Genomic DNA, 13,245 nt, shown 5'->3' on the forward strand with positions numbered 1-13,245 from the left:
AGTCAGTGTGTTGACCGAATTAATGTAAATTCAGTCAATAAAAAGATTCTAACAAGAAATTTTATCTACTCTAGTTTGGTGTCTTCCTCCTTCAAATTCAGTATTTAAAAACGCTTCTACCATTTCTACTGCTTGTGGAATTGAAGTAAAACGAGCAGGAATACTAATAATATTTGCATCATTATGTTGACGAGCCAAAACCGCAATTTCTTTCATCCAGCATAAAGCAGCGCGAACTTTAGATTGTTTATTCACTGTCATAGAAATTCCGTTTCCACTACCGCAGATAACTATTCCAAAATCAGCTTTTCCTTCAGTAACATCCGTGGCAACTGGATGACCAAAATCAGGATAATCAACACTGTCTGCTGAATCTGTTCCGTAATTAGTTACCTCATGCCCTTTTGCTTTAAGCATCTCAACAATTGCTTTTTTGTAATCTGGTCCTGCGTGATCGTTTCCTATGGAGATTTTCATCTTGTATATATTAAGTTGTGTGGTGCAAATTTAAATAAAGAAATCTAGTTTTACAGAATTTAAATTTCGCTTCTTTAATTGATTATTACAATTAATAAAAGTCAGTAAAAATAAAAGTTAACAATAGATTTCATAACTGTCAGATTACTATTTAATTAGCGGTTATCAACAATTCTAATAATTTTATAAATAGCTGTGAATCAATGTAGATTTTATATTTAAAATGTTAAAAATTTACATTGTTAATAGCAAAACGCAATCACTTGATATTCAGTTAACTTTAAATTAACATAGAATGTTCATAACTTTAGATAGAATATTAGAAGTTTTTTATGGTTGTAACAAAAAAATAAGTAATCCAAAACACACATTAAAAATCCAAATTTAGTTTGTTGAATTTTTAGAATAGTTATCAATATTAAAAAGTAGTTTATCAACAAAATTTAAAAAAGTACTTATTTACAAAATGAATTCTTTTTAGATTATTAACCATTGTTAATTAAAATTAGAAAAGACTTTAAAACGAAGACTTTAGTATAAAATAACTATGTTGATAAGTCAGTATAACATCTTTTAACTTGATTTCAACACATTTTAAAATAAATTTATTGCAACTATTAACACACTATAATAACAACCAAGAAAGAATTTAAATTTAATTTTTCTTTTTGTTTATTTAAATATATGTTGACAACTTTGAAAAAATTAAAGTCAAAAAATTGATTTCAATTTCAAACAATTTTCAAATTGTTGTTTAGGTTGTCTAATAATTCCTGAACTTTTTCAAAATCGTTGAAATGAATTTTGAGTTTGATACCGCCGTATGCAAAACTGCCAAAAGGATCAATGGAAACCAAAGTTTCGTTTTCAAAAAAATAGTTAATCTCTTCCTGCTCCAGCAAATGCTTTATAATTACAATTTCATGCGAATAATTGAAAATTGCAATGGTTTGAAATTCTTCCATTTTAATTGTTTTTATAAAGATACAACTATTCTTTAAAGTTATATTTTCTTTAAAACTGTGCACTCTGTACTAATAACAGTTAAGTATTTTGTAATTTTAAACTTTTAAGAAAAGATATATGAGTAAAAGATTAAGAAAGCCGATAAAAAAAGAGAAAGACTACTCTGATAAAATATTAAAATTATTATCGCAAAGTGCTAATAAAGCATTCAATTATAAACAAATAGGAGCAAAGCTGGAACTCGACGATACCCAAAGCAGGAACCAAATTATAAAAGATTTGAAGATTCTGGCTTCTCAAAATAAAATTATAGAATCTGAACCTGGAAAATATTTAGTAAAAGCAATAAGCAAAGACTATTACGAAGGTAAAATTGACATGACAGGACGTAAAACAGCTTATTTTGTTTGCCCTGAAATGGAAGAAGATGTTTTTATTCCTACTAATAATTTGAACCACGCTTTAGACAAAGATATTGTCAAAGTTTATGTTTACAATCGAAGAAAAGGGAAAAGACCTGAAGGTGAAGTGATTGAAGTTATTGAAAGACATAAAACTGACTTTGTTGGTGTAATTGACATTCAAGCTAATTTTGCTTTTGTTTCTACTGCAAATCCAAAAATGTACACTGATATTTTTATTCCAAAGGATAAAATAGGCGAGGCAGAGCAAGGCGATGTAGTTTTGGTTCACATCGAAGATTGGCCAGCCAGAGCGGATAGTCCTTTTGGTTCCGTAATAAAAGTTTTAGGGAAACCAGGAGAACACGATACAGAAATCCATGCCATTCTTGCTGAATACGGATTACCGTCAGAGTTTCCTATTGAAGTAGAAACGTTTGCACAAAAAATTGATACTTCGATAGAAGAAAGTGAAATTGCCAAACGTCGCGATATGCGCGATACGTTGACATTTACGATAGATCCAAAAGATGCGAAGGATTTTGATGATGCTTTATCATTTAAAAAATTAGAAAACGGTAATTACGAAATTGGTATTCACATTGCCGATGTTTCGTATTATCTTCAGGAAGGAACAATCCTGGATGATGAAGCGTATCAAAGAGCAACTTCGGTTTATTTAGTGGATAGAGTAGTGCCCATGTTACCGGAAGTATTATCAAATTTTGCTTGTTCTTTACGTCCAAATGAAGAAAAATATACATTTTCGGCTATATTCGAAATCACAGAAACCTCTCAGGTTGTAAACCAATGGTTTGGAAGAACAGTAATTTACTCCGATCAACGTTTTGCTTACGAGGAAGCGCAATACATTATAGAAACGAAGGACGATGTGATTCCGGAAGAAATTTCTATAACAGGTAGTTCGTATAAAGTTTCTCCAGAAATCGTTGCTGCGACGCTTAAAATGGATGAATTAGCTAAAATTTTCAGAAAAAGAAGAATGGCTGACGGAGCGATTTCTTTTGATAAAGTGGAAGTAAAATTCAATTTAGATGAAGCTGGAGAGCCACAAGGCGTTTATTTTAAAGTTTCAAAAGATGCTAATCATCTGATTGAAGAATTCATGCTTTTGGCCAATAAAAAAGTAGCAGAATACATTGGAAAACAAAAGAAAACTTTCATTTACAGAATCCACGATGAACCAAATGAAGATAAACTAATTGCCATGCAAACGGTGATTGCCAAGTTTGGTTACAAAATTGATTTCCGTAACAAAGGCGATATTTCAAAATCATTGAATGCGTTAATGGAAGAAGTGAATGGTAAAAAAGAACAGAATTTAATTGATACTCTTGCAATTAGAAGTATGAGTAAAGCCAAATATTCTACGGATAACATAGGACATTACGGTTTAGCTTTTGATTATTATTCCCATTTTACCTCACCAATTCGTCGTTATCCGGATGTTATGGTGCATCGATTATTACAACATTATTTAGATGGAGGAAAATCAGTTGATGAAGAAACTTATGAAACAAAATGTTTGCATTCGTCAACAATGGAAGGTTTAGCAACTAATGCTGAAAGGGATTCTATCAAATACATGCAAGTAAAATACATGCAAGATCATCAGGATCAAGAATTTTTAGGTGTAATTTCTGGTGTGACGGAATGGGGAATTTATGTAGAAATTATTGAGAATAAATGTGAGGGAATGTGTAGAATACGTGATATAAAAGACGATTATTACACCTTTGATGAAAAACAATATGCACTAACCGGCGCAACATCTGGTAAATTATTACAATTAGGAGATGAAATTTACGTTAAAGTAAAAAATGCTGATTTAGTTAAAAAACAACTGGATTTTAATTTTTTAAGAAGAATTGGAGAACCGTTAAAATAAAAAAATGAAAAAATTAGTGATTATTGCCTTTGTATTTTTAAGTCAAATGACAAATGCACAAGTAACCCGAAACTTAGGAGATTTTGATGAAGTAAAAGTATTTGATAAAATCAATGTAAAATTAATTCCAGCTTCAGAAAACAAAATAGTTATAACTGGAGACCGAGCAGATGAAGTGGAAACTGTAAACAAAAATGGCGAATTGAAAATCAGAATGCCATTTCCACAATTATTATCAGGTGATGCTATTACAATAAAACTATATTTTAAAAATATTGAAAGTATTAGTGCCAGCGAGGGAAGCTATGTTTCAAGTGATACTGATTTCAAACAAACAATGTTGGATTTGAATGCAAAATCAGGAGCAGAGATTAACATTGAAATAGATGTTGATAAAGTGAATGTAAAAGCCAGTGCAGGTGGAATAATTGATGTTTCTGGTAAAGCTACAAATCAAGATGTTGTTATTACATCAGGCGGAATTTTAAAAGCAATTGATTTACATACTACACAAACAACAATAAGCGTTGCTGCAGGAGGAAAATCTGAAATTCATGCAACTACATTGGTTGATGCAAAAGTGAAAGCGGGAGGCTCTATTTTTATCTACGGAAAACCAAAACAGATCAACAAGGAAGTTTTCATTGGCGGTACTATTTTAGAAAAAAATTAGTACTTTGGTTTAGATTTTATGGTAATAAATTTAAATTTTTAATGATAAACGATATTTTATCTGGTATTCCTTGGGGAATTTTCTTGAGTTTTATGATTGGTCCTGTTTTTTTTATTTTACTGGAAACAAGTATTATAAAAGGATTTAGAGCTGCTTTAGTATTTGATTTAGGGGTAGTTTCAGGAGATATTGTTTTTATTGGAATTGCTTATTTAGGAAGTTATAGGTTGATTCAAAGTTTAAAAGATCAACCGGCACTTTTTATTTTTGGAGGTGTATTGATGTTAGTTTATGGTATAATTTCCTTCATACAATTAAAAAAAGAAGAAAAAATAAACACTGATATTATTGACAGGGAAATAGTAAAAAAAAACTATCTAAGCCTTTTTATAAAAGGGTTTTTGTTGAACATTATCAATATTGGTGTTCTTGGTTTTTGGCTTGCTATTATTATCTCAGTGGGACCAAAACTAGAAATGCAAACCTCTAGAATGATGACTTTTTTTATATCGGTAATTGTTTCTTATTTGTTTATTGATTGTATCAAAATACTTTTGGCTAAGCAATTAAAAACAAAACTAACACCGGTAAACATTCTTAAAATTAAGAAAGGAATAAGTATTGTAATGATGGTTTTTGGGATGGTTTTAATCACTCAAGGTTGGTTCCCAGAAGAAAAAGCAATGGTTAAAAAAGCATTTGACAAAATAGATAATTAATAATATTTTTATAAAATAGTAAAAGCCTTGACTCTAATTGGTTTAGATTCAGGGCTTTTTTTTATTTAAACATTTAAGTCATTTAAGTTTTTAGTTACTAAATTATCAATTAAAATTATTTTTAAACCATTAAGGAATTAAGTTTCATTAAGAATTAACACTTAATTTTTCTTAACTCCTTAATTTTTTTAATCAAACAAATTTGGTTCCCGGAAGAAAGAAAAATGGTTTTTACTCACGGCATTTTATTTAACATTATAAGTTATTCAAGTATTATTTAAAACCATTAAGGAATTAAGTGTCATTAAGACTTTGTACTTAATTTTTCTTAATTCCTTAATGGTTTAAATTAGAAATTTTTAATTATTTATTAAAATGTGACATAAAAAAAACCTCCAAATTGCTTTGAAGGTTTTAGAGGTATCTCCCGAAGCTTCAGGACGGATTCGAACTATAACTTTACTTAATTTTTCTCAAAAATTAGACATAAAAAAACCTCCAAATTGCTTTGAAGGTTTTAGAGGTATCTCCCGAAGCTTCAGGACGGATTCGAACTATAACTTTACTTAATTTTTCTCAAAAATTAGACAAAAAAAAAACCTCCAAATTGCTTTGAAGGTTTTAGAGGCATCGTCCGGATTCGAACCGGAGTAGGAGCTTTTGCAGAGCCCAGCCTAGCCGCTCGGCCACGACGCCATGGTTAAACGGATGGCAAAAGTACTTAAAAAGTTTAAAGTTTAAAAGCTTAAAGTTTAAAAGTTTCAAAAAATATTTTTTTATCCTTTTAAAACATTTCTTATTTAACTTCTATATTCTTCCATTTCTATAGTAACTGCTTCAACATCACCACCAATAGGAGGATTGAGTTTAGAAACTGCAACAATAATTCTGGAAACCTCAGGAATTTCCTCAAAAATACGAGTTATGATTCGGTGTGCCACATGTTCTAGTAAGTCTGAACGAATGGCCATTTCTTCTACAACAATGCGATTTAAAAGCACATAATCCACCGTATCTTTCAAATCATCTGAGATACTGGATTTCCTCAAATCAGTCTTCACTTCTAAATTTACGACATAGTCAGACCCAATTTTTCCCTCTTCGATTAAACAACCATGGTAGGAGTAGGTTCTAATATTTTTAAGTTTTATGATTCCCATTATTATATTTTTTGTTTATGGTGTAAAGTTTAAAGTGGAATTACTAACTTTTCATAGGTTTATATGGAAACAGTAAACATTAAACCTTAAACTTTTTTACCTTTGCTAAAATAAAACAAAAAAATGTCAACTGAAGAAAAATCACTCCATTTTATAGAACAAATCATTGAAGACAGTTTATCAAACGGTTTTCCCCAAGATAAATTACGTTTCCGTTTTCCACCTGAACCTAATGGTTATTTGCATATTGGCCATGCCAAATCGATTTGCTTGAATTTTGGTTTGGGATTAAAGTACAATGCACCAGTTAACTTACGTTTTGACGATACAAATCCTGCTAAAGAAGAGCAGGAATACGTAGATGCCATAAAAGAAGATTTACAATGGTTGGGCTTTAATTGGGCCGAAGAACGATATGCATCTGATTACTTCCAACAATTGTACGATTGGGCCGTAAAAATGATTAAAAATGGTAAGGCTTACATTGACAGTCAATCTTCAGAAGACATGGCTGCGCAAAAAGGTACGCCTACACAACCTGGAGTTGATGGACCTTATAGAAACCGTTCTATTGAAGAAAATCTTGCTTTGTTCGAAGGAATGAAAAATGGAGATTTTGAAGAAGGAAGCCATGTTTTGCGTGCTAAAATTGATATGACTTCGACTAATATGTTGATGCGTGATCCATTGATGTATCGTGTTTTACACCGTCATCATCACAGAACCGGAAACGATTGGAAAATCTATCCAATGTATGATTTTGCACATGGCGAAAGTGATTATATCGAGCAAATTTCACATTCTATCTGTACGTTAGAATTTGTTATGCATAGAGAGTTATATAACTGGTTTTTGGACCAAATTTATGATGACTCAAAAGTAAAACCACATCAATATGAATTTGCGCGTTTGAACTTGAATTACACTGTAATGAGCAAGCGAAAACTGTTGCAACTAGTTCAGGAGAATATAGTAAATGGCTGGGATGATCCTAGAATGCCAACAATTTCAGGATTGCGTAGGAGAGGTTATACAGCGAATTCTATTCGTAAATTTTGTGATATTATTGGTGTTGCCAAAAGAGAAAATATAATTGATTTTTCACTTTTGGAATTTTGCTTGCGCGAAGATTTGAATAAAACGGCTCCAAGAGTTATGGCGGTTTTAGATCCAATAAAATTAGTCATCACGAATTATCCTGATGATAAAGAAGAATGGTTAGAAGCTGAAAATAACCAGGAAGACGAAAGTGCAGGATTTAGAAAAGTACCTTTTTCAAAAGAATTATTTATTGAAAGAGAAGACTTTTTAGAAGATGCTCCTGCAAAGTTTTTCCGATTGAGTTTAGGCAGAGAAGTACGTCTTAAAAATGCGTATATCATTAAAGGAGAAAGTGTTATAAAAGATGCTGCAGGAACTATTACGGAGATTCATGTAACGTATGATGAAGACAGTAGAAGTGGAAGTGGGAGCGAAGCCAGTCAACGTAAAGTGGCCGGAACCTTGCATTGGGTTTCTATTCAACATGCTTTAGAAGCTGAAGTTCGTTTGTACGATCGTTTGTTTATTGATGAAGCGCCAGACAGTCATAAAGAGAAAAATTTCTTAGAATTTATGAATCCATGTTCGTTACAAATTGTAAAAGGATTTGTAGAACCAAGTTTGGCAACGGTAAAATCTGGAGAGAAATTCCAGTTTCAACGTTTGGGTTATTTCAATGTGGATAAAGATATGGCTGAAGGCAAAATTGTCTTTAATAAAACGGTTGGATTGAAAGATGCTTGGGAAGAAAAAGGCAAAAAAGAAGAAAATTTATTGATGAATACTCAAAAAGAAATCAATAAATATGTAAAAGAAAAGGACGAAAACAATTCCAATTTGATTCTAAATAACATTGTTGATAACATCAAAAGTATTGATAATTACAGTTTAATTATTCAGACAATTGTCAAAAGCATTAAAAATGATAACAACTCGCTGTTGTTTTCTAATTTGATTTTACATCATTCAGATAAAGTGCAAGTAAAAGATATCGAAGAAGAAGCTTTGACAAAATTATACACCATGTCATTAAAAAGTCAAATGGCAGCGGTTAGAATTTTAGCGATTGAAAATTTGCAAAATGATTTGAATAATTTTAGCCTTTTTGAAACACAACTTTCAGAATTAAAAACGAACGAGAAAAACGAAAAAGTGTTACAATTATTAAACGATCTTAAAATATAATTCAAAATATTAGTTATAGATTTTATCAATTAAAAGCTCTCTTTTTAGAGGGCTTTTTTTATTATTGTAATTTCTTATAAAAAAAGCTTTTTTAATAATTATTTCCAATTAAAAACAAGACTCATAAATTGATTTTAAGACAGTTTTTTAAAATAAATGAGAATCAATATAGAATTCAAATAAATATGCAACAGCTCGCTTTTATTCGCTTTTTGTCTTATAAAATTACACTTTAACGAGTTGTTAACGGGTAGTTGTTAATAAATCCGTATCTTTATGAAACAAACTTTTAAAATTAACAATCATGTCGAATAATACAGGAAATACATTATTGGCTCTTTTGACTGGAGCAGCTATTGGAGCTGGAATTGGAATTTTATTTGCTCCGGATAAAGGTTCTAAAACAAGAGGAAAAATTAAAGATGGTTTTGATGATGCTAAAAACGAATTAAAAAATAAATTAGACAATGCATCTTTTGAATTGAAAGATAAATTCACAAGTGCAAAATATGACTTAGAAGGAACTTACGAAGAACTAGTTTCAAATATGAGTCACAAGACCGAAGATGTAATTTCTTTCTTAGAAGAAAAATTAGCGGAGTTAAAACGACAAAATGCAAAGCTTCAGAAATAGTCTTGATTCATCGGTCTAACAAATCTTAAAACTAAATACATGGCTTTTGAAGAATTAAAAGAAAATACGGAGGATATTCAGGAACAAATACAAGGGTATATCCAGAGCAATGTGGCTTATTATAAATTATGGGGTTTCAAAGTAGCAATGAAATCTACGACCATGATTTTAAAGTTCACGTTGATATTTTTGTGTTTTAGTATGGTTTTACTGTTTTGTTCAATAGCAGGAGCAATGGCAATTGGTAAATATTTAGATAGTTATCCATTGGGATTTTTAATAATTGGAGGAATATATCTATTGATAACCAGTCTATTATTTTTAATAAAAGATAAAATTGTAGAAGGACCAATATTAGAGAAATTTTCAGAAATATTTTTTAACGACTAAATCATGGAAACCAAAAAATATTCTTCGTATGCTCAAATCGACAGAGAACTAGAAATTTTAAAAATTGAAAAAGAACTCAGTTATCAAAAATTGGTTTTTGGAGTAAAGAAAACGAAAGAAAGCTTTACACCTCAAAACATCGTAAGTGACTTAATAGGTTCGTATAGTTCCGTTATTCCTTATGGAGCAATCGTTTCGACGGCAGCACCATTTATACTTAATAAAGCAATACCGTTTATAAAAAATTGGTTTGCAAAAAGAAAAAGAGGCAATTAAGCCTCTTTTTTTATGAATTCAAGTAAATTATTCTTCTGTTTCCGGTGTTTCTGGAGCTTCTGGTCTTTCAGGTATTTCTATGTCTTTTTCTCTTCTGGAAGTTCCTTTTCCATTTCTCTTTTTCATCAATTCACCCACTTGATTGGAAGCACTGAAGGACGCAATCATATTGTTGAGCATATCACTTCCAGCTTGCGGAGAATTAGGCAATAAAATCAAATTTGAATTAGCATCAGCACCAATAGCTTGTAAAGTATCATAATGTTGTGTAACTACGATTAATGCTGAAGCTTCCTGAGAATTTATCCCAACTCTGTTCAAAACATCTACACTTTCTACTAAACCTTTTGCAATTTCTCTTCTTTGGTTTGCAATACCTTGTCCTTGTAAACGCTTGCTTTCCGCTTCAGCTTCGGCTTTTGCTACAATTCTAATTCTTGATGCTTCTGCTTCAAATTCAGCTACCGTTTTTTCTCTATCAGCAGCATTAATTCTATTCATGGCATTTTTCACTTGAATATCAGGATCAATATCCGTTACTAAAGTGTTGATAATAGTGTATCCATAAGTAGTCATGGCTTCATTCAATTCTCTTTTTACCGCAATGGCAATATCATCTTTTCTTTCAAAAACATCATCTAGTTTTAATTTTGGAACTTCGGCACGAACGACATCAAATACATAAGAAGTAATTTGATCGTGTGGATATTCCAGTTTATAGAAAGCATCATAAACAGTCTCTTTAATAACCATAAATTGAACGGAAACTTTTAGTTTCACAAAAACGTTGTCTTTGGTTTTTGTTTCAATGATAACATCTAATTGTTGGATTTTTAGATTTACTCGTCCTGCAATTCTATCTATTAAAGGAATTTTCAAATGCAAACCAGATTGTCTGATACTTAAAAATTTTCCAAATCGCTCAACAACAACAGCCGTTTGTTGTTTTACCGTAAAAAACGATGACAGTAAAATAAAGAACCCAAAGACTAGTAGGATAATTAATGCAATATTCATAATGTTTTTTGTTTTTAGTTATAAATTATCTCACAATTTACAAAAAAACTTTAGGTTTGTCTTTGTAAATTTCAATTATATGAGAAAGATAACGCTTACTTTATTTTTTATTTTCATTTCAATAACAGCCTTTTCGCAATATAAATACAGGGATTCAAATAGGATAGGAATCAGTTTTGGAGTCAATCAATTTACCTTGAACACTGATAATTTCCAGACAAAACCTGATTTGGGTTGGAATGCGGGGCTTTCTATGCGAGGAAATTTCTATAATAATTGGGACATGGTGTATAACATTCAATTTAGCGAGAATAATTTTTCTGTTGCAACAAACACTTTTACTTTGGCAAAGGAAGACGTTAATTATAAATTGGCGTCAGCTCAAGTGTCTTTACAAGTAAGTTATAAACTTGTTGAAAATCATTTGAGTATTGAGTTTGGACCCATTGTTCAAGTAAATGGAAAATTAAATATTGATAATACAGATGAAAACAATGTCATTTCTGGTACAACGTTGCTAGCCAAAGATATTAGGGAGATTTCAAATTTTAATTTTTATCCAACGGTTGGAATCACGTTTGGTGTTCGTCATTTCAGAGCTAATGTTTCCTATCAATATGGAGTCAATAACATGCTTGAAAACTTGAACAATAAGAATTTGGGAGTTAATTTCAAAGGAAATCCTGGAATTCTAAACGGGAATTTGATTATTTATTTGTAACTAATCACATAAGAATATAAGGTAGAAGGCTCAAAATTCACTAAATTAAATGTAGTGAACTTTGAGTCTTCGTGATGATCTATGTTTAAAAACTATAAAGTAGCTATTGCTTTTTGAATTCTCTTAATCGTTTCGTCTTTTCCAATTACTTCAACAATATCAAATAGGTGAGGACCTTTCAGCGCGCCAACCAAACTCAAACGAAATGGTTGCATTACTTTTCCCATTCCAATTTCGTTTTTCGTCATCCAGTCTTTTACAATCGTTTCGATATTCATAGAACTAAAATCGGTAATTTCTTCTACAACAGAAATTAATTCCTGCATTAATGCGGGAGTTTCTTCCTTCCAGTTTTTGCTGGCTTTTTCATCATACGCTGTTGGAGCCATAAAAAAGAAATCACTCATTTCCCAAAATTCAGAAACAAAATGCGCACGTTCTTTGATTAAGGAAACCACTTTTGTTAAGACACTTTCATCAACAGAAAACCCTTTTTCTGCCAAAATAGGAGCATAGGCTTTCGCCAAAGTTGCATCTTCCTGCTTGATTAAATATTGGTGATTGAACCATTTGTTTTTTTCAGGATCAAATTTAGCCCCGGATTTATGAACTCTGTTCAAGTCAAATGCTGCAACTAATTCTTCCAGCGAGAATAATTCTTTATCGGTTCCGTCATTCCAACCTAATAAGGCTAAAAAGTTGATTACGGCTTCCGGGAAAAATCCTTTTTCTCTATAACCTGATGAAACGCCTTCTGCGGTTTTCCAATCCAATGGAAATACAGGAAATCCCATTTTGTCACCATCACGTTTGGATAATTTTCCGTTTCCAACAGGTTTCATAATCAATGGTAAATGTGCAAATTCTGGTGCTTCCCAACCAAATGCTCTGTACAATAAAACGTGCAATGGCATTGATGGCAACCATTCTTCACCACGAATTACTTGAGACGTTTCCATTAAATGATCATCCACAATATTAGCCAAATGATACGTTGGCATCCCGTCACTTTTAAACAATACTTTATCGTCTAAAAGATTCGTTTCAAACTTTACATCACCACGAATAATGTCATGCAAATGAAGCGTTTCATTCACCGGAGTTTTAAAACGGATGACATAATGTTCGCCATCAGCAATTCTTTTAGCAGTTTCGTCTGCAGAAATCACTAGCGAAGTGTCCAGTTTTTCTCTGTTGGTATGATTGTAAATAAATGTTTTTCCTTGTTCTTCTGCTAATTTTCTTGCTGCATCTAAAGCTTCGGCTGTATCAAAAGCATAATACGCATTCCCGGAATTGATTAATTCAGCAGCATATTGTTGGTACAAATCTTTTCTTTCGCTTTGACGGTATGGACCAAATTTTTCGTTTTTACCAATAGTCTCATCTGGCGCAATTCCTAACCATTCCAGTGCTTCCATGATATATTCTTCGGCACCTGGAACAAAACGATTTTGGTCGGTATCTTCAATCCTCAAGAAGAAAACACCATTGTTTTTTTTGGCAAACAAATAATTGAATAGTGCGGTACGAACGCCGCCAATATGTAAAGGTCCAGTTGGACTTGGTGCAAAACGCACCCGAACTTGTTTAGACATTGCTATAAATTTTTTGCGAAGATACAAATTCGATTTCTCTTGTTATTATCTGAAAATGAGATAATGTAAGATTAATGA

Annotated in this window: 13 protein-coding genes and 1 tRNA gene; 8 read left to right on the plus strand and 6 right to left on the minus strand. The window is 31.5% G+C overall.

The features are described from left to right. Positions 1 to 48: 48 nt before the first annotated feature. Entirely contained in the window at positions 49 to 477 is a 429-nt protein-coding gene (gene rpiB / locus ACXX80_RS05305) for a ribose 5-phosphate isomerase B (protein WP_417950928.1), read from the minus strand. 731 nt (positions 478 to 1,208) lie between these two features. After that, a complete protein-coding gene (locus ACXX80_RS05310; protein WP_315205704.1) occupies positions 1,209 to 1,442 on the minus strand; it encodes a DUF2007 domain-containing protein in 234 nt (77 codons plus the stop codon). 118 nt (positions 1,443 to 1,560) lie between these two features. On the opposite strand from ACXX80_RS05310, the gene rnr reads away from it, so the two are divergent. From rnr to ACXX80_RS05325, 3 genes are read left to right on the plus strand one after another with little or no spacing between them, the layout of a single operon-like run. Beyond that, complete coding sequence (rnr, locus tag ACXX80_RS05315; RefSeq protein WP_458552317.1) at positions 1,561 to 3,753, plus strand: ribonuclease R; 2,193 nt, start codon at positions 1,561 to 1,563, stop codon at positions 3,751 to 3,753. Between the two features lie 4 nt (positions 3,754 to 3,757). Then, complete coding sequence (locus tag ACXX80_RS05320) at positions 3,758 to 4,426, plus strand: head GIN domain-containing protein (protein ID WP_417980163.1); 669 nt, start codon at positions 3,758 to 3,760, stop codon at positions 4,424 to 4,426. A 41-nt stretch (positions 4,427 to 4,467) separates the two neighbouring features. Then, the gene (locus ACXX80_RS05325) at positions 4,468 to 5,145 is read left to right on the plus strand and encodes a LysE family translocator (RefSeq protein ID WP_315205696.1); all 678 of its coding nucleotides are present in this window, start codon (positions 4,468 to 4,470) and stop codon (positions 5,143 to 5,145) included. Between the two features lie 625 nt (positions 5,146 to 5,770). Here the strand turns inward: ACXX80_RS05325 and ACXX80_RS05330 are convergent. Both ACXX80_RS05330 and folB read right to left on the minus strand, forming a co-directional pair. Continuing rightward, positions 5,771 to 5,841: transfer RNA gene (locus ACXX80_RS05330), tRNA-Cys, on the minus strand. Between the two features lie 104 nt (positions 5,842 to 5,945). Continuing rightward, entirely contained in the window at positions 5,946 to 6,305 is a 360-nt protein-coding gene (folB, locus tag ACXX80_RS05335) for a dihydroneopterin aldolase (RefSeq protein ID WP_315205694.1), read from the minus strand. Positions 6,306 to 6,428: 123 nt separating this feature from the next. Between folB and ACXX80_RS05340 the strand changes: the two genes are divergently transcribed. From ACXX80_RS05340 to ACXX80_RS05355, 4 genes are all read left to right on the plus strand, one after another. Then, positions 6,429 to 8,531: a glutamine--tRNA ligase/YqeY domain fusion protein gene (locus ACXX80_RS05340; protein WP_458552318.1), complete on the plus strand. Its 2,103-nt coding sequence runs from the start codon at positions 6,429 to 6,431 to the stop codon at positions 8,529 to 8,531. Positions 8,532 to 8,835: 304 nt separating this feature from the next. Beyond that, positions 8,836 to 9,165, plus strand: a complete 330-nt coding sequence (locus ACXX80_RS05345; RefSeq protein WP_458552319.1) for a YtxH domain-containing protein — start codon at positions 8,836 to 8,838, stop codon at positions 9,163 to 9,165. A 39-nt stretch (positions 9,166 to 9,204) separates the two neighbouring features. Further along, entirely contained in the window at positions 9,205 to 9,555 is a 351-nt protein-coding gene (locus ACXX80_RS05350; protein WP_315205686.1) for a competence protein, read from the plus strand. Positions 9,556 to 9,558: 3 nt separating this feature from the next. Next, a complete protein-coding gene (locus tag ACXX80_RS05355) occupies positions 9,559 to 9,831 on the plus strand; it encodes a DUF6327 family protein (protein WP_165152257.1) in 273 nt (90 codons plus the stop codon). A gap of 27 nt (positions 9,832 to 9,858) precedes the next feature. Here ACXX80_RS05355 and ACXX80_RS05360 read toward each other — a convergent pair whose 3' ends face one another. Beyond that, complete coding sequence (locus ACXX80_RS05360) at positions 9,859 to 10,848, minus strand: SPFH domain-containing protein (protein ID WP_113664700.1); 990 nt, start codon at positions 10,846 to 10,848, stop codon at positions 9,859 to 9,861. Positions 10,849 to 10,927: 79 nt separating this feature from the next. Between ACXX80_RS05360 and ACXX80_RS05365 the strand changes: the two genes are divergently transcribed. Further along, positions 10,928 to 11,569 carry an outer membrane beta-barrel protein gene (locus ACXX80_RS05365; RefSeq protein WP_458552320.1) on the plus strand — a complete coding sequence of 214 codons (642 nt, stop codon included), beginning with the start codon at positions 10,928 to 10,930 and terminating at the stop codon, positions 11,567 to 11,569. A 92-nt stretch (positions 11,570 to 11,661) separates the two neighbouring features. On the opposite strand, the gene gltX is transcribed toward ACXX80_RS05365, so the two are convergent. Then, positions 11,662 to 13,167: a glutamate--tRNA ligase gene (gene gltX / locus ACXX80_RS05370; RefSeq protein ID WP_458552321.1), complete on the minus strand. Its 1,506-nt coding sequence runs from the start codon at positions 13,165 to 13,167 to the stop codon at positions 11,662 to 11,664. Positions 13,168 to 13,245: the final 78 nt, after the last annotated feature.

The sequence above is a fragment of the Flavobacterium sp. GNP002 genome (genome assembly GCF_054343795.1).